16 protein-coding genes are annotated in these 17,738 nt (G+C 36.6%); all 16 read right to left on the bottom strand.

From position 1 onward, the window contains the following. Positions 1-32 precede the first annotated feature (32 nt). Positions 33-1,949: a C40 family peptidase gene (locus BMY18_RS01640; RefSeq protein ID WP_330385909.1), complete on the bottom strand. Its 1,917-nt coding sequence runs from the start codon at positions 1,947-1,949 to the stop codon at positions 33-35. Positions 1,950-2,095: 146 nt separating this feature from the next. After that, complete coding sequence (locus tag BMY18_RS01635) at positions 2,096-2,749, bottom strand: DNA alkylation repair protein (protein WP_092449910.1); 654 nt, start codon at positions 2,747-2,749, stop codon at positions 2,096-2,098. A gap of 90 nt (positions 2,750-2,839) precedes the next feature. Further along, positions 2,840-5,215, bottom strand: a complete 2,376-nt coding sequence (locus tag BMY18_RS01630) for a VirB4-like conjugal transfer ATPase, CD1110 family (RefSeq protein ID WP_092449908.1) — start codon at positions 5,213-5,215, stop codon at positions 2,840-2,842. Between the two features lie 113 nt (positions 5,216-5,328). Further along, positions 5,329-5,823 carry a PrgI family protein gene (locus BMY18_RS01625; RefSeq protein ID WP_092449906.1) on the bottom strand — a complete coding sequence of 165 codons (495 nt, stop codon included), beginning with the start codon at positions 5,821-5,823 and terminating at the stop codon, positions 5,329-5,331. A gap of 14 nt (positions 5,824-5,837) precedes the next feature. Continuing rightward, positions 5,838-6,233 carry a DUF4313 domain-containing protein gene (locus BMY18_RS01620; protein WP_092449904.1) on the bottom strand — a complete coding sequence of 132 codons (396 nt, stop codon included), beginning with the start codon at positions 6,231-6,233 and terminating at the stop codon, positions 5,838-5,840. 12 nt (positions 6,234-6,245) lie between these two features. Beyond that, positions 6,246-7,088 (bottom strand): hypothetical protein, encoded by an 843-nt coding sequence (locus BMY18_RS01615; protein WP_031420590.1) that lies wholly within the window; start codon positions 7,086-7,088, stop codon positions 6,246-6,248. A gap of 51 nt (positions 7,089-7,139) precedes the next feature. Further along, positions 7,140-7,502, bottom strand: coding sequence for a major capsid protein (locus BMY18_RS01610; RefSeq protein ID WP_092449902.1), 363 nt, complete (start codon positions 7,500-7,502; stop codon positions 7,140-7,142). 301 nt (positions 7,503-7,803) lie between these two features. Next, positions 7,804-9,063, bottom strand: a complete 1,260-nt coding sequence (locus tag BMY18_RS01605; protein ID WP_092449900.1) for a hypothetical protein — start codon at positions 9,061-9,063, stop codon at positions 7,804-7,806. A gap of 95 nt (positions 9,064-9,158) precedes the next feature. After that, positions 9,159-11,360, bottom strand: a complete 2,202-nt coding sequence (locus BMY18_RS01600; RefSeq protein WP_092449898.1) for a VirD4-like conjugal transfer protein, CD1115 family — start codon at positions 11,358-11,360, stop codon at positions 9,159-9,161. A 5-nt stretch (positions 11,361-11,365) separates the two neighbouring features. Then, positions 11,366-12,475: a PcfB family protein gene (locus BMY18_RS01595; protein WP_092449896.1), complete on the bottom strand. Its 1,110-nt coding sequence runs from the start codon at positions 12,473-12,475 to the stop codon at positions 11,366-11,368. 12 nt (positions 12,476-12,487) lie between these two features. Then, positions 12,488-12,880, bottom strand: a complete 393-nt coding sequence (locus tag BMY18_RS01590; RefSeq protein ID WP_092449894.1) for a hypothetical protein — start codon at positions 12,878-12,880, stop codon at positions 12,488-12,490. 15 nt (positions 12,881-12,895) lie between these two features. Next, positions 12,896-14,074, bottom strand: coding sequence for a hypothetical protein (locus BMY18_RS01585; RefSeq protein ID WP_092449892.1), 1,179 nt, complete (start codon positions 14,072-14,074; stop codon positions 12,896-12,898). A gap of 24 nt (positions 14,075-14,098) precedes the next feature. Then, positions 14,099-15,553, bottom strand: a complete 1,455-nt coding sequence (locus BMY18_RS01580; RefSeq protein WP_092449890.1) for a relaxase/mobilization nuclease domain-containing protein — start codon at positions 15,551-15,553, stop codon at positions 14,099-14,101. Further along, entirely contained in the window at positions 15,543-15,872 is a 330-nt protein-coding gene (locus BMY18_RS01575) for a MobC family plasmid mobilization relaxosome protein (RefSeq protein WP_031420577.1), read from the bottom strand. Before BMY18_RS01575 ends, BMY18_RS01580 begins: the two co-directional genes overlap by 11 nt. Continuing rightward, positions 15,872-16,399, bottom strand: a complete 528-nt coding sequence (locus BMY18_RS01570; protein ID WP_092449888.1) for a hypothetical protein — start codon at positions 16,397-16,399, stop codon at positions 15,872-15,874. Before BMY18_RS01570 ends, BMY18_RS01575 begins: the two co-directional genes overlap by 1 nt. A gap of 372 nt (positions 16,400-16,771) precedes the next feature. Continuing rightward, positions 16,772-17,734, bottom strand: a complete 963-nt coding sequence (locus BMY18_RS01565; protein ID WP_092449886.1) for a DUF3991 and TOPRIM domain-containing protein — start codon at positions 17,732-17,734, stop codon at positions 16,772-16,774. Between the last annotated feature and the right edge of the window lie 4 nt (positions 17,735-17,738).

The raw sequence follows: 17,738 nt of genomic DNA, 5'->3' as shown, positions 1-17,738 counted from the left end.
TTTACTTGCACATTTGTAATCTGGTTATGTCACTATGGTCTTCCAATCATGACAATACTACCTGTGCTAACATCACGGTAAATTACGCCTACCGTTTCATTTAATGCTTCTACTGCTTTACCATTTCCTACATAAATAGCTACATGACTGATATTCTTATACCGCCCATTACTGCAATAACTGTAAAATATCAAATCACCTGGTCGAATCTCTTCATAACTAACTGTCTTTCCAGCCTCATCCAGCCCTTGACCTTCCGCTGCTGCTGTTGTTGCTCCACCATAGCTAATATCTATACCTGCTGCCTTCCATGAATAATATGCCAGCGAAGAACAATCATAATAGTTTCCACTGTCACGATAATCCTGACTATACGGATATCCCACCTTGTTAAGAGCATAAGTACATGTCTGCTTTGCTTTTGCATCTGTAATTCCACTGACTATTGTAGTAATCTCCGCCTGTGAAAGTTCTGAAACAGCATTGCCACCACCAGTACCACCTGTATATCCAATCAACGCAAGATTTTTCGGATCCATTGTGATTTCAAGTAACTCAACTTCATCCGAATTAAAGTTATAAATAGAAATCATATCTCTATAGGATTTCAAGGTTACATTGACATGCAATACCGTTGTTGAACTTGTCGTTCCATCCTCATTTTCTACTGTTTCTGTTTCAGATGTTGTAGTATAACTGCACATATCATCAAAAACTGATTTAAGCTTTGCTTTCGATGTATCATTCATAATTGTTGCAGTATCACCCACCCCATATTTCACCATGTATACCGCCATGATGTCATAATAGTTTGATGGGCTTGCCGACATACCTTCATAATCCACATATACGACAATTCCATCATCGTATCCAGTATGATTACTTGCTAACGTATTTACGTCACGATTGAATTCTGCTTCATACTGGCTTGTAACAGACATAACCGTGTCTCCGCTTTCCAGTGGTGGAAAAAATATAGCAAGGGGTGAATTGTAGATAATTGCTATAACCAAAATTACCGGAAGAACGGCTACAGCAATTAACAGAAACAATATAAGCAAGGCAATTCCAACATATTTGATAATGTATTTAATTGCTACAGATGCTTGTTTAAAAATCAAATCTTTTACAAGTTTCGCAAAACTTTCTGTCTGATTGTCCTCCGATTTCAACTTATCGAAAAAGAATTTTAACTTTCTATTGCGATTTGTTCGTTTCACATCATTTCTGTCTAGCTTAAATCCAACAGCTTCGCCCACTGCCAATCCAATTAATGGTCCTGCCGGACCTGTTGCCGCAGTCCCTGTTGCTGTTCCAGCTACCTTTGCTCCAACTTTAGCAGATTCTTTAGCCACAAATTTAGCAGAATCTTTGGATGCCTTCTTTGCAGAATCCTTAGCCAATTTTCGTACTGAACCAGCAGCTGTATCCCGAATCTTCTTCCTGCCAAGTTTCTTTCCAGCTTCCACCTTCTTAATCTTAGCTTTGCGCTCATCTAAAACCTTCTTGCGAAAAAGTGCTGCTCCTTTTGAAGCCGAACCAGTTACTGGTCTTGCTATAGTGGAAGCAATCATTGCACTATTTCGTATTTCTTCTCCACCTTCTAACTGATTCACCGTTGTACTAGCACTAATTAATCCTGCATTCTTAATCGTAGAATTCTTAACCTTTACAGAACGGTTAGAATCTTTCAGCTTCTGTCGGTATTGAGAAACTGGATTCAGGTTGCGTAATCTATTTTGATGAATGGTACTCTTGCGAAATGACTTCTTACCTTGATTCACTGACTCGATCTGCTTTGTTGTGCTGCCCTTACTCATGGGCGAATGATCAACCATATATACGTTATGACCTTTAATCTTTGCATCTCTATTTTCATGTATATGGATTTTGGTCTTTTCCTTGGTATGAATAATCATTGATTTATCATCCACCTTTTTAATCTTCACATTGTTCACCTTCCTTCATAAAAAATGCCACTATAGAGTTAATAACTCCATAATGGCTAATTTATTATTATTTAGTTGTATTGCATTTGTTCAAAATGACAAAATTGGAATTTAACGTCCCGACAACTTGGAATTTGCCTTTCGTTCTAAAGATATTTACTTGCTTCCTTAATACTTAAAGTAGATAATTGCTCTTTGTATTTAGCCAAAAAGCCCTTTACCCATTCTGGATTGACTTTACTATAATCCCGCAAACTCCAACCGATTGCTTTGTTTACGAAAAACTCATTACTTCCCAAGTTATTATTAATTATTTTTTCTAACAATTCTGTATTGGTCTTTTCTTCATACTCTTGTTGAAAGTCTATTGAAACACGCTTTAACCATATATTGTCTGAAATCGACCATTCCAACATTGTTTTTTCTAAAGCCTCATACTTTAATACAATACTTCCAACCATTGCATCAAGTGAATCAACAGTTTCCCACCATGACTTATTTATTATCAAGTGCTTTAGTTTTGGTAAATCCTTATCTGTAAACTTTTTTGAGTTCATAGATAAATAGTTAATTGCAATATATTGTGCTTCTCGATAGTCTTTATTCCAACAGATATTAACAAATTCCCAATCGAAATCGTATTTTCTGCTTTCCTTTAAATATGGCTTTGCAATTTCTTTCAATTTAGGTTTTGGTATTCCTAAAAAATCATATTTATTTTGCATATATGCAGACATTTTCTCTGCTTGCTTATTATCTCTTAATTGTTTTAATTCTAGAAACAGGTTATCATACCACATGATATTCTCCCTCACAAATTCAAATTTATAGTTCAGATGCCATATCGACATCTGAACCAATTTTAACATAACAAGCATATATAAACAATTCTATTCTACCATCATCTTCTTCGCCTTCTCCTCAGCAATCTTTTCATGAATATTGGTATTGTAAAGCTTATATAGTTCTGTATCCTTACTTATTGTGTTGTCAAAAGGAATGACCACACTACCACATTTAATTAACCCCATGCCAGCTGAAGTATTTGTTACAAAACGAAGCTGTGCTTCTGAGATTCCAATCACTTCTGCTAACTTAGAGCTATCTGTATTAGCCTGTTTCAGTAATGCAACAAATTCTGAGTTAGCAAGCATTGTAGTTGCCACATAATTCTGTAGCAAATCCACTACATTCTGGGTAATACCAGTACATAATCCGCCCTGCTTTCTTACCTTCTTCCATAACCCTTGAAGATATTTTGCAGAATATTCACGATTTAACAAAACATGAAATTCATCCAGATACAGCCAGGTAGCTTTCCCATTCTTTGCATTTTCAATGATACGATTCTGAATATTTTCCATCATAACCAACATGGTAATCGGAGAAAGTTCTGCTCCCAAATCACGAATACCATATACAATAAAACGATTTTCAATATCTACATTGGTCTGGTGATTAAAGATATTCAAGGAACCATTTACAAATAATTCAAGAGATAATGCAATATCCTTTGCTTCATCCTCTGGCTGTTCAAGCAACACCTGATAGAAATCAGACATAATAGGAATATACTTTTCTTTCGCTTTGGCAATATCGATATATAGTTTTCTTACACATCGATCAATAATTGATTTCTGTCTGGAATTTAAAGTATCTCCCATACACTGTTCACAAAGCCCCAGCATAAATTCACCTTTATCTCGAATCCAACCTTTCGTATCATTCAAATCTAAATTCCATACATCCATATCAAGTGGATTTACGTAGTTATCCGTGTAAGTTGACATATTAACTACAACTCCTTTGAATGTATGAGCAATATCAAAATACTCATTCATAGGATCCACGATAATAATGTCATCATCTGTATTGAGTAATACATTTCCCATCTCCTGCTTTGCAAAGAAGGACTTACCCGAACCAGGTACTCCGAATATAAAACCATTACCATTAATTAATTTCTTACGATTACCAACATTAATATTCTTAGAAACCTGATTGATTCCATAGTAATTACCGCCGACATCATTCAGTTCCTGAACATTAAAAGGCATTAAAACCGCAAGGCTCTGGGTAAGCATGGTTCTCATCGTTTCCACCTGTCTTACTCCAATTGGCAATGCAGTATTTAATGCCTCTCTCTGTTTTAAATAATGTACATCTATGGTACATGAATTACGCTTTCCAATGGTTTGTACTGTTTCGCAGATACTATCAAGTTCCTTCTTAGAATCTGCCATAAGAACAATCGTAACCGCTACGTAAAACAGGCACTGGTCATTCTCTCTAACATCATCCATGATTTCTTCAATTTCCTTCTTCTCCGTTCTCTTTGCATAAGAGATTTCTGTTGCAAAATCATTATTCTTATTTCGTACCCTTTGCTGCTTAATAATATCGCTTTCTATTCCAAGATATTTCTTCTGCAAAGTCTTTGTTGTCAAATCCTTTGGAATTGGCACTACATCAATACTAGTAATAGAATGTACTGGAAGACTTGTGATTTCATTTAAAAAGCGATCAGATAAACTGCTTGGATATTTCTTTATAAATAGTGCCTTACAGAATTTTCTCTCATCCTCAAAGTGCTCCGGAAAGTATTTCACTATTCCATTGCAAAGATCATTTGTAAAATCAGCTCCCACCATTTTTGAATCTTTCAAATCAAATTCAAACTGTTCTTCATTCCCTAAGTGATAATAATCGTAGAGTACCTTTAATCTTTCATTCCCTGTAAGGGGAACAATATCGGCTCCAAGTTCAATAAACGCCTTATGGACTGTTGCTTCCAAAGTTGCAAACTGGGCTTTTGCTTCTTCAAAATTCTTACGTTCAATCGTAAGCGTTAAATATCTCTCCTGCTCTATTCCCTGTCTGCCCTCTCTGATTTTGTCCTCAATAATGTCATTGTAGGTTTTACGGAAATGATCAAATCCATCTTTCTTATATTGTAGAAGCACAAGTTTTCTTAAATCCACCATGTTCTTATTCTTGTTGTTGATTGTAATCTTAAAATTGCAATCAAGAGAATTGAGGAATTTACAGTATCTTTCAAATACATCTATCTGCTCTTCCTCCTTTGTGGTGGTATAATTAATATCCTGAAAGCGGTAACTCTTTGAATAACGGTTCTTTGCCACCTCAAAGATTCCATTTTCCGCCACCGCCATAATTTCAATGGTTTCCTGAATGGACTTTGGCGTTTTGTAAAGCGGTTCGCTTGCTTTTTTAAGTTCCTTAAATCCGTCTGAAAATAAACTCATCTATTTGCCTCTCTTTCTATGCATTTTACATTAAAATGCACTAGCCGGAACTTCCCGGCTAATGCCTGGATTGTCCGACCTCTTGATAAAGGTATAACAATATTTACGTGTTACTAATGAAAAATTTTATATACTACTGTTCCTGCTACTGCAAGCGCAACTGCTGCAATACAGCCAATCATTATGCTCTTCATTTTCTTCTTCATAGCCTCAAATTCCTCCTGTTTTTTATTTTGATTCTGCTCTACTGGCCTTACTGATTTCTTGCATTTCCCCACCTCTACTACCTGATAAGTTTTAATTGATGCTTCGCTCTCAGTGGATACGTAGACCAATGCTTTGTTTCCAAACATCATATGCAGCTTTCTTTGCATCACATTGTAAAAGCTCATTCCGTTATAGGAATAAAATCCTCCAAGTGCAATTGGTGCTACCACTGGTATTGCCACATACGCACTTCCAGTAATTCCGATATAGGGATACAGTAATAAGACAATCCCTGATCCACTAATCAAACTTGCTGCTGAAAATATAAGCTGTTTTGCAGATAATCCAAATGCCACTGACTCCTGATATCTATCAACATCCTTGTTGACTTCAATTACCATAACCTCACCTCCGTTTATCTTGCCTTTTCTTTCATTTCTGGTGCTTTCGTAGCTCCAATACTTCGTTCATAAGCTTCCATCCCATCTGGACATAACTGACGAAGTTTCTCTGGATTAAATAAATAAAGGGGATATTCACAAAAGCCGCTACATTTCGTAAGCCCTGTAAACTCCCCAATATCATTGTCCTCTATGAACTTTGCTAACTCTGGCATATTATTGGTGTCAATATAGCCGCAATAATCTGGTGCTTTGCTATCTAGATTGACTGTCATATCTCCATATGGTTCTGGATAATCCGAGCTAGTCATAATCCCTATATACATACCGTTATTATCCAGGTAATTATTAATTTCAAGTTGTACCTGTTCCGTACTTCCCCATTGTGTCTTTAATGCCAATGTCTCCATAACTGCTCCTTCCTATAATCCTAATGCCCTACTGGTTAAGTTCTGTGCACCTTTCACACTTCCGACTGTCATTGCAATTGTAAATGTCATCTCACATAAATAAATAAGTGTCTGTGCCCAATCTGCATAATTTTCTGTAAATGTCGGTAGTCCTGCACTAATGAATGCATTACAAACAAGAATTGATAATGCCATTGTTACAGCTTCCAATACCACCGATAAAAAGTACTTTGCATACGTTACGGCAGTATGATTGATATTTCTGTTTCCACCTACTGTTGAAAATGCAATAGCTCCTAAAGGTACGATTACTAATATCTTCAAGAATCTAAAGTAAACAGTGTATATCAGAAAAAACCCACAGATAATAATGATTATGGATAACAGTGCCGCTAGTATCAGCATAATCAAACTGGCTCCAAAGCCGAGATTTGATATCACATCTGCCTGTGCACTATCAATAGAAAGTGTCGGAATATTTCCTTGCGTCATTAATCCAACCAAATTGCCTATCGATGTAAAAAATGCCTTCATAATCGTTACGTTATTTACTACCAGCCATTCAGAAATTCCAACTCGAATCATCATTTTTAAAATAACTTCAAATCGCATTTCTTCCCGAATGTCTACGCTTTCCGAACAAAATCCAATGACAAAAAACAGTACTACCAGAGATGAACCTACTCCAACGAAGATAGGTTCTATTCCTTCAATGACTGCCCATGGACCGCCGCCCTTAAAATCCACGGGCGACTGACCGAGCAATGAAAATACAAGTGCTATCTGATTGTTCCAAAAACCAAATACCATCTCCAGAAGGTCAAGGATCTGTTCTCCAAGATTGAAAATATCCATACTTGTGTCTCACCTCTTTCTGTTGATTTGGGAATCTAACCCATTGTTTTTCTAGAATCCTAAGATAGTTAATACGGATGAAATACCCGCCATCATAACACCTGCCACAATACCCTTAAGTGCTGAATTCATAGTAGAAGAATCCTGCTGCTGATACGCTTGTGCAAATTCCATAACATTCTTTGCAAGGATAATGACACCAACTGCACCGATAATTGCGATAACCAATGTTTTCAAGTTATCAAGTGGCTGAGTTACTGAACTTGTATCCGTAGCTGCCATTACTTGTGTAGAAAATAAACTGCAAGCCATAATGGCTCCTGAAAATGCAGGAATTACTTTCTTCTTCATTCCTACAAAAAATCCGTCTTTCTTTGTTTCCTTATTCGTTATATTAATCGCTTTCTTATTCATAAATAATTTCTCCTTCTATAATTTGGGGGACAAAAAAGCCGGATGAAAATGAATCAACTTCACTTCTTCCGGCTTCGTTTATCTTCTATTGTTAGTTACTTCTATCAAAACAGGATTGCTCCTGGGACTAAATTGAGTCGGGCTTTCCCCGATATGTTACTGCGGTAATCACCTCCTTAAAATTGGGTACAAAAATAGCCGGGATTTACCTCGGCTACGTCTCGTTATATTGTTATTTTACTTCTTGTGCAAATTTAAAGTTCCACAGCAAATTAGAATTTGTCGATTTCTATTTTCAACTTCATACTTTATGAAAATACTCCTTTAATAAATCCTTGTGCTTGAAATAACATTCCAAAACATAACATAAAAACTGTTCATACTCCTGTGGTAAATCATTTCCGTTTTCATCTTTTCTCAATACTTTACATTTATAGTCGAAAGGTATTTTTGAATTATCAATTTTGAAGGACTTCATTCTAGTTTTTGCTGTACCTTTTTGTGTTACATTACTCGTTCTATTCTCATATTCATCAATCGTGTAAAAAATATATTCGTGATCCAAATGTGTGATGTACGCACTATCTCCTTCTTTTTCGTACTGTAAATGAACTACCTGAGTCACAATCATATCGTTACAAGCCTCAAAATCATCACACAACTCTTCAAAAGTTATATTTTGTGAATCAATTACCACCCACATACAGTCTTCATATTTCTTCGAATATAGTCTACTTATAGAGTAATCTCCAAGGTTTACAAAATCAAATACTTTTCCTCGCTCCAACGCTTCTGCCAAATGCGCACAATCCAACTTCCCTTTATGTCCTGGTTCGCTGATGAGTCTTACTGAAAAATCTTTTACTATCCCACTAGATATCATCTCAGCAATCTTTTCCAGTAGATTCAAGGGTACATTCTTTGTGAAAAAAGTTTTGTTAATTGATCTGTCATAGATATGAGGTGGATCAATAGGAATCAATTCTCTCTCTCCATCGACTGAGACAATACCATATTTATGGTATTGGCTATGTTTGTCCAGAATGCTGTTATATACTATATCTAACTCATTCAAATCACTACAAAATGGATTTTTTCTCTGGTAATCATAATTATCAAAGGCATAGTACAGGTACAGTAAAACCCTTACCTCCGAATAAGCGTTCCCCTTTACATCCTCTCTTATCCATTCGCAGTTTTTACTAATCCACTTATCAATCGAATACGTGGATAATTCATCTCGCTGCTTTTTATAAGACTCCCGCAGCTTTTGTTGTAAAATAACAGGCTGTTCCAGTTCCTCAATTTTCTTAATTCGACGTTCCAGGTTGACTCTGATTTCACTAAATAAAGCGTTATCAGTTACTCCTTCTTTCAAAACTTTTCTAGTTTTAGCATCTTCTTCTCGAAACTTTCCAAAAACAATTCCATTTGCATAGGCAACTTGTCTCTTTATATTCCATTCCTTTTCCTCTGACATCCAAAACTGATAAGTAAACTCTTGCTGAGTAACCGTGTATTCCTTTAGCAACTCTATTATTTCATTTCTTGAATTAATCACTTCACTTTACCTTCTTTACGCAATCTCTATTAAGCAAATTTAAATTTGTTAATGCAATTATTATAACAAACCTACTTAAATTGTTCTACCAATACTTAGCTGTTGTTATAGGCTTGTTTTAATATATGAAACGTATCTACAATCTCTCTCATCTGCTGCGTACTAGCTTCTGGATAAAAGAACTCCAATATATCTTCTGTTGGCATCTTAACGGCTACAGCTCGCTTAAGTTCAGCAATCTGCTCCTTTGAATACTTCCAATGTAGCATACGATTCGTAATAGTATCTTCTCCGTCCAAAGCTTTTCTTTCCTGATGTTGCTGTGCTGCCTTAGTGTCAGATCTTACGTTTCTCGTTACCGACTCTTCGGAATATTCCAATTCGTTATTCTGTGATGATTGCAGCTTCTCTTTCTGAGCCTTCTCATCCATGCTACTAAATCGTTTACCAAGTTCGGTATCTCCAAGAAGCATAAATTCATCATAGGTAAGGTCATCAATATAGATATTCTCACCCTTTATCTTCAATGCTTCATAATACTCTACAGAGCGTTTTGTTAATATTTCAAATGGCGCTCCTATTACCGAAGATTCAGCTTCAATTACATGCACATACGGCGTACCTTTTCCATCAGCTGTCATATCAAAAGCTGGATGTCCAAAAGGAATATATTTATTGTCCATAATAGGATCAAAACCACGTATAAAGACAAGACATTTCCTGTTATCCAGCTTTCTTACTTCATCCGGTGTAAATAATTCTCTTCCAAGTACATCATAATTCCTACTTGAACTTCCCTGCCTTCCTTTTGTTTCTCCACTAGACTTCTTATCTATGGTACCTTTGCCAAGTAGCTCTGACACATATTTATGCGTACTTTGCTCGTTTCCTCCTAAATAGATAAACGTATCGCAGTTACCGGGGATTGTCTCCCAAGTATCCTTAAAAAGTGCCTTGAGCTGTGCAAAGTTCTGGATAATAATAATGCTACTGATTTCACGACTACGCATTGTTGACAGCAAAGAACAATAATCATCCGGCAACGCAACGTTAGCAAACTCATCCAGCATAAATGTGACATGTATTGGTAATCTTCCCCCACAATTAAAATCAGCCTGATAGTATAACTCCTGAAAAATTTGCGTGTAGAGCATCCCAATAATAAAGTTATAGGATTTATCTGAATCAGGGATAACACAAAATAATGCAGTTTTTGTCTCTCCATCCCCATTTACTCCAATGCCTAGTTCAGCAAGGTTTAGTTCATCTTTCGATAGCATCCTCAATACCTGTTTATTTTCAAGGAATGCCAATCTTGAATTGGCACTGATAATAATGGATCGAACCGTATCGCCTGCACCACGCATACATTTGTTATATTGCTTTACTGCCGGATGATTCACTCCAAGTGTAGAACTTTCTTCTAAAAACTTCATACGCACATCAAGTTTTGAAGGCTTTCCCTGCTCTGCTACTTCAGCTTCTCCCATGAGTTTAAGAACTGTTTCAAAATTGCGCTTTGAAGGTCTTTCTTCTAACCACACATAATAGAAAATTGCCTGTAGAAACAGACCTTCAGCCTTCTCCCAGAATGGATCTGAGGGTGTCGACCCCTTCGGTGTTGTATTAGAAATCAGATTTGTAATTAGTTTTACAACATCTGTTTCTTCTCTAATATAAGAAAATGGATTATAGCAATCAGACTTATTCATCTCCAACAGATTAATAACCTTTACGTTGTAACCATTATCCTTTAACATTTTACCACAACTTCTAAGAATTTCGCCTTTGGGATCCGTACAGATAAAAGAACAATGATGTGGCATTTGCATCAAATTTGGCTTTACTTCATAAAAGGTTTTACCAGCACCGGAACCTCCACAAATCAAGATATTTCCGTTTAGTTTAAGTTTGCGAAAGTTAAGTGACATCCGAACATTCTGACTAAGAATTCTATTAAAGCCCACATCCTTGTCTTCTAGTATCTTATTCACATGCTTTGGTTCCTCAAACTTAGCTGTACCGAATTCTTTGCCTGGCATATAATTTCTTTGACTAGTATAGTACATAATAATAGCGATGGCATAGACAAACATCGCTATTACCACCGCTTTTACGGTTGAATCATTATAATAATTTGCTAACGGCTTATTACATACCTCGGAAAATGCTGCTATGAAATCATTGATATTCATATCTGTTTTCCACGCACCATTTACTAGATATCCAAGATATGCTGCCGCAATTGCTCCTAAAAGAATAAAAACAGGTGATACCTTCTTCTTATTTGTCTGCATTTGCATCACCTCTTTACCGTATCTTTCTTGACGGGTCTAGCTGTTTTAGTCTGACTCTGGGATTTTTCATATCTTTCCCTTATAGTTGCTTCTACCTTGTCATAATTGGTGGAATGAAGTTTTTCACCCCTTACAGTTTCAAGAACACGGTTTTCTTCATCATAAATCTTATAGTCCTTATTTCTATCAAGGAATGTGAGCATTGTTTTGCCATTGTGAATTTCCATAATATTTTCTTTGTTAATCCACATATATTTGCCCCATGCTCCAGGAACTCTCGTCTTAACTGCATGATCATTTTCATCGACAATAAGTTTCTTACTAATGGTAATATCAGAAAGGCTGGTATCTTTAGTAGCCGATATTGCACGCATTCTATCTGCCAGCTCTTGATATCCTTTTACTCGGTTTTGAAACGCTTCTTTATCCATGATAACCTTATGCTCACCATTTAAGTCGCTCTTTTCAAGAACTCCAATTTTCTCAAGCTGACTAATAATATTTTCCGCCTGTTCATTTCCAATACTAAAATTCTCCTTTACAGCATCCACACTGATGCTCTGTTTCTCCATTGCAAACAGACCAACCTTTTCAATCAGACCTTCTATTAGAACTCCTGCTCTACCAGTTTCCTCAGTGTGGATTTTCTCGTTTCCCAATTTCTGTCCCTTTAAGAATTCCATGAGTTTACTTAAATCTTTCTCATTTCCATTTTTCAAATAATCATCAAAGGTTGCAATTCTTCCAAACTTCAACTTTTGAATCATCATATTTGCTCTAGGAACAGCCTCCGAATGAAATATAACCTCCGACAGTCCATCCTTCTTATTGATATCCGGTAAAACCGAATAAAGAATTCCGTACTTCTTAGCCATTTTTTCAACCTTCTTCATATCTTCTGTATTAAACTGTAATACCTGCAAATCGCCGCCCTTCATCAAGAGCTTTTTCATTGAAGTCTTACCAAGGGATTTTTCATAGTCGAGCATTCCCTTTAGAACATCAATTGCTTTTTGCATAGCTCCAATTCCTCCATTTCCTACTTTCATGGCAATTTCAATGCCATCATAGGCTACACGAATAATTTGCACTGCCTCTTGAATTTCTTCTGCCATACCCTGCACCTCCTAAAGTGTTATTTCTCTCTTTACACGCTCTTTTAAATCATTCGTACCAACCGTGCGGATTTCATCAGCTGTCACATCAATGCCATATGCATTTAAAATATCTGCCAAACGATTTATCGCTTTTTCTTCCTCGATACGATACATTTCAAGAGCAATTAACAAATTCTCAATCTGACTGATCCATACTGACTTTTCATCAAGCATTGCTTTGTATTTTGCAATAATACTATCCGAATCCTTATTGGTTACTGCCAGTTCATCAATCAGTTTATTTGTCAGTTCCTTATCGCTTGTCTTAAATGCAAATTCAACAACAAATAATTGTTCCTCCTTACTGATTAATGGTTCCTGTGCTACTGTTTCTGCCATTTCACTTATTACCTGTATACTCATATTTTTTGTTTCCTCCTAATCTACAAGACTATTAATACTAATTGCTATTTCGATAACGCCCTGCATTTGTTCCGCTGATGCTTTACTGTGAATTAGTTCTAATAGTTGATCCTCGCTTAATCCCTTCTCAATGGCATTTCTAATCTGAACAAGCTGAGATGGTTCTAATTCTCCACTTGCAACTAGTTTTACAATATCCTGTCTTGATTTCTTCTTAAAAAGAAGCTTTGATATAGCTGAAAATGCACCATTATTCTTCTTTACAGTTTTATCAATCACTACATTCTGAATAAAATTTCCATTAGCGTCATGAACTGGTGCATAATAAACAGGCGTTCCGTAAATAAACTGCACCGGCGAAGTCTGATTTTTTACTGGTTGATTAACAGTCGCCATTTCCACTGGTTTAGCTGCACTATCCTCTACCACAACCGCATTACTCTTGCTAGCTGCATTTACATTTGAAGACGCGCTAGTCGATATTTCTTCCTCAAGTTCTTTTACCCTACTCTCCATCTTTCTCTTCTCCTCTCTTATTGCATCAATATCATTTCGTAATTTTGCTATTGTTGAATTTGCAAGGTTAATTTTATCTTGCTGTTCCGATATCATCTGATCCTTCTCTCCTAAAGAATTTAGCAAGCCTTCTTTGACTTCTTCATCCTTTTTGGTGCTTTCAAAAATCTTCAATTTCTCATTTAGAGCATCATATCGCTTATCCTGGACATCAATCTTTGAAACGATTCCTTTGATTTCTTCCATTAGTTGCTTTACATATGCTGGCTCTTCTTTCACACTGTCTTGAGCCTTTTTCATTTCATCTAATATCTTTTGAAATGCCTGTTGCATGGCTGCTGCCTGCGAACCTGTGTCTGCAATCTGCCTAATGGTATCTAAGGGCACACCCTTTTGAAAAAACTCCAACGCTATCTGCATTTGATACCCATTTAGTCCGTCACACATAATTACAGCAATAACATCATCTGAATAGCCATTACGAATACATTGTGACTGTACTCTCATTTGGCGGATATCCAGTTTCTTTAACAGATACAGCTGCGTTTGCTCCTGCGAAAGACCAAAATCTAAATCTTCTTTTACAAGATCAACTACCTCTTGGGTATAACCTTTTCTTGTAAGTTCATTTATAATACCGTTCTTGTCGCTTACACTGAGTTGCTTTCTCTCTTCCATATATTCCTCCTAAAAAATAACAGCCTAATGTATTGGCTGCTGTTGTTTGCTCTTACTATTCTGTGTTTGAGTTTTCTTGATTTCTTCCTCTTTCTTACGCTCCTCTGAATCATGAAGTATTTCATTCATAATAGACTTTGCTAGATTGAGTTCCTTAAATGCTGCTTTCTCCTTATCTCTCACAAGTGCAATTTCATTCCTATAATGCTCCTTTAGGACTTCCACCTCTTCTACTTTGTATCCTTCCTTCAGAAGTTTATTAAATAAATTGGTCCACTGTTGATGCTCTTCTTCAAAGAAGTTATCTCCAGACTGATAACTATTCTCACACTCCTTTAATTCCTGCATTTCATCAAGTGTCTGAAATAGGGAGTTACATTTAGCTCTGGCTTTAAATACCCGGCTTTTCTCCTTTGACACCTCTGCCTTCTTTGCTGTCAGGCTTTCAGTCGTCATCGCAAGATCAGCAATATTTCGGATATCATGCCTTGATAGAAATAAATATTGTTCCTGTAACTTATGCATCTTCCGAATATCATCCTTGTACTTCCATGCCTGACTATATGGTTTCTTCTTAAGCTGACCTATGCGATAGAGCTTTGCAAAATATCGTTTCTGCAACGCAGACATTTTAGCTCGTTTTAATCGTTTGATCTTGTACGTAACAATTCTAGGCTGCTCACCCTTTCGTAACGGTCTATAATCAGATAAAGATTCACTAAGGACTCTTTCTCTTATCCGTTCTTCCGTATAATCTTCTCCTAATGACTTGCACCTTTTAAATCGATACATACCGGGTGGTCTGATTGCAAAATATTTTCCTTGCTTAATCTCATACCCTTTATCTGCCAATAATTCTAAAAAGCTATCAAAAGTGGGAGCCTGCATAATACAAGCATCCAAGTCACGCTTAATCATATCGCCCCAGACAAACTTGCCATCTCTAAAATCATTCCATTCCTTATAATGATCATTTGACTTTGCCTTATCCTCCGACAATTCAATCGTTGATAATCCATACGCTTCACATAATCGGTTTGTAATAGGTTGAATATCTCTGGCCCAATCGCCTTTTTCATAGCGATATTTCTTACCCGTCTTGAAGCTAACACTATTGAAACAAATATGACCATGTATATGTTCTGTGTTATCATGAACCGCATATACTGCCTCATACTCTTCGCCAAGATACTCTTTTGCAATCTTGCCTATGATTTCAAATGCGGTATCAGCATCCACTTCCCCTTCCTCAAAGGAAATAATCAAATGATATCCTTGTCTCTTATCAGTTTTGCCAAACTTTATTTTCGTCTGCTTCATCTGTTCATAAGCAGCATCTGGCTGACAGTTAAGTCCTGCGACAAACTTTCCATTCTGCGTTTTGTCGGGCACTGAAATATATTCAATTGCTACCTTCAAATGCTTTCCTGGAAAGTTTCTGCCACAGTCCTTCATATAAAGGATTTTACTAATAGCCAATCTGCACCACCGCCTCTTTGACAGTTACATTCAGTTTTTTCATGTATGCAAAAAGACGTTCCCTATCCTGTTCGCTATATAATCCGGAATTATGATTAAATACCAATTGGTTAATATTAATACCTATTCTGTTAACCTCATTAATCAAATCTTTTAATAATCTGCGTACTTCCGGATAATCATTTGGCTTCTGACTAATTAATAATCTTAGATAATCTGCTTCACACATTCCTGCACTTGCTGATTTTTCAGCTAACATCTTTGCTTCATCAGGCATGAGTCGTAAGGTCTTCTTAATACAGTGAACTGAATCTGCCATTATCTCACCTTACCCTTCTTATCTGTACTGTATTGCTGAATTTCTTCTGTAACTGCAATTGCTACCGAATCCGTTTTCCTACTTGTCTTAATATTTCTAGCGGCTTCTTGTGCAAGTCTCTCAGCAAGTTCATTAATTTCCTTGCCATATCGAGTTTTATAAAACATCTTATCCAGAGTTTTTTCATCTTCTCTCAAAGATTCATATTTACCCTGACTAGAACAAAAATCCAGAAAGTTTTCAGGCGAATCTCTTCTTTCCTTGGCTTCCTGAATAAGCTCATAGTTCCACTCGCAAACAACATCAATAGCATCATCAATGGAATACTCCATAACTTCGCCATGTTCCTCACCGATATCGACTCTGACAAGCTTTCCATCTATTTCACCAAGACTAAATCCATGACCTTCCATATAATTAAGCAGGATTTCTGAATCTTTACTGCTAAGATCTATCAATAAATCATTCTCATCCAGATACTCTATAAGTTTCTCTGGTTTTGTAAATAAAACAGCTTCTTTATCCATTGCGATTAGCACACCTCCTTATCCGTGTTTAGTAAATCTCTTGTTCTTTCCCATGACAATAGCATAGCTACCGACATGGCTAGATACGCATTAGAGACGTCTCCGTCTCAAATGCATCTAGTTAGGGGAGTTAATCCCCTAAAACCCCTGATATTTTATATTCCCCATGGAAATTCCCCATGTTTTGGCACTTATCATTTGGAAATTCCCCATGAAAAGTCCATTTTGGTATGGTATTTCCCCATGTATAAAATGATATATATTGTCAACAAGAAAACCACCAATTTATTCCCTACGACATTTCCCCATGTTTTGGCATCTGTCATTTGGAAATTCCCCACGGAAAGTCCATTTTGGTATGGTATTTCCCCATCAACGCATCATTGGTCTCTCTGTCCTTACAGGCTGAAGCTTAACAGCAACAATCCATTCATTGTAATCCTTGTAGTTTTTTGGTGGTGGACAGTCTTCTACATCATAACCTAAGCTATAATACTTCTCTGTAAGTTCTTCCGTTGCCTTTCTTCCGGGCACATCATTATCCAAACAAAATCTTATGGAGGTAATCTGAGGATGTTCCTCTAAAAATGTCTCCAGTGGTGCATCAGATAACATTCCAAGGGCAAGTTTATTTGTTTCAAAATCCATATGGATATCCATATAGCTCATAAGATCAATGGCTGCTTCAAATACAATTAATTCACTGCTATTATCTTTAAAAATGTTAAAACCATAATTCTTATCATTTCCTGCTACATCACACTTAAAGCTATTACCACCCCTGTCAAACACGCCTCGCATACTGGCAAATCTGGTAACACCTTCCTTGTTATTTCCTTTAAACACCACGTTGTGATAATCTCTGGATTCATAAATAAGTCCATGGTTTATAAAGTATTCGATGACCACCTTGCTGATTGCTCTTTCCTGATTCAAATACGAATAAATATATGCATTGCTCGCAGCTGGTTGGGGTAATACGAATAGTTTACTTTCCACCTGTTTCGCCTCTACTTGATGCTTAAATGGTTTTGATGTTTTAGCTTCTGATATTCCTATGTAGCCCGCAAAATCAAGTAGGCAAAATACTGCTTCCTTAATATCCATTCCTGCAAATACCCTTAGAAAATCTATCTGTGAGCCACCATTCTCGCCTTTTTCATACTGTCTACTCCAGCGAAACCAATGACTTTTATTGTAGATTCGTATGGAATCCATTTCTTTCAAGGTGTAATAATTTCCAACACGCTTGACTGTATATCCAAGTTTTGTTGCAACTGCGGTTAAGTCAATGCTCTTTGCAGCTGCAAGCTCTGCTTCTGTAAATCTATCCATTTTA

It is taken from the genome of [Clostridium] fimetarium (assembly GCF_900111235.1).
In the GTDB taxonomy this organism is placed as follows: domain Bacteria; phylum Bacillota; class Clostridia; order Lachnospirales; family Lachnospiraceae; genus Clostridium_N; species Clostridium_N fimetarium.
Note: the sequence above shows the minus strand (reverse complement) of the source record. Positions and strands in the feature narration are given on the sequence as shown.

What these genes read in the sequence shown, in the direction of transcription:
- BMY18_RS01595 (WP_092449896.1), bottom strand. Translation starts at nt 12,475, where the DNA reads ATGGCAGAAGAAATTCAAGAGGCAGTGCAAATTATTCGTGTAGCCTAT.
- BMY18_RS01635 (WP_092449910.1), bottom strand. Translation starts at nt 2,749, where the DNA reads ATGTGGTATGATAACCTGTTTCTAGAATTAAAACAATTAAGAGATAAT.
- BMY18_RS01610 (WP_092449902.1), bottom strand. Translation starts at nt 7,502, where the DNA reads ATGAATAAGAAAGCGATTAATATAACGAATAAGGAAACAAAGAAAGAC.
- BMY18_RS01615 (WP_031420590.1), bottom strand. Translation starts at nt 7,088, where the DNA reads ATGGATATTTTCAATCTTGGAGAACAGATCCTTGACCTTCTGGAGATG.
- BMY18_RS01570 (WP_092449888.1), bottom strand. Translation starts at nt 16,399, where the DNA reads ATGGATAAAGAAGCTGTTTTATTTACAAAACCAGAGAAACTTATAGAG.
- BMY18_RS01590 (WP_092449894.1), bottom strand. Translation starts at nt 12,880, where the DNA reads ATGAGTATACAGGTAATAAGTGAAATGGCAGAAACAGTAGCACAGGAA.
- BMY18_RS01630 (WP_092449908.1), bottom strand. Translation starts at nt 5,215, where the DNA reads ATGAGTTTATTTTCAGACGGATTTAAGGAACTTAAAAAAGCAAGCGAA.
- BMY18_RS01625 (WP_092449906.1), bottom strand. Translation starts at nt 5,823, where the DNA reads ATGGTAATTGAAGTCAACAAGGATGTTGATAGATATCAGGAGTCAGTG.
- BMY18_RS01620 (WP_092449904.1), bottom strand. Translation starts at nt 6,233, where the DNA reads ATGGAGACATTGGCATTAAAGACACAATGGGGAAGTACGGAACAGGTA.
- BMY18_RS01600 (WP_092449898.1), bottom strand. Translation starts at nt 11,360, where the DNA reads ATGCAGACAAATAAGAAGAAGGTATCACCTGTTTTTATTCTTTTAGGA.
- BMY18_RS01575 (WP_031420577.1), bottom strand. Translation starts at nt 15,872, where the DNA reads ATGGCAGATTCAGTTCACTGTATTAAGAAGACCTTACGACTCATGCCT.
- BMY18_RS01585 (WP_092449892.1), bottom strand. Translation starts at nt 14,074, where the DNA reads ATGGAAGAGAGAAAGCAACTCAGTGTAAGCGACAAGAACGGTATTATA.
- BMY18_RS01565 (WP_092449886.1), bottom strand. Translation starts at nt 17,734, where the DNA reads ATGGATAGATTTACAGAAGCAGAGCTTGCAGCTGCAAAGAGCATTGAC.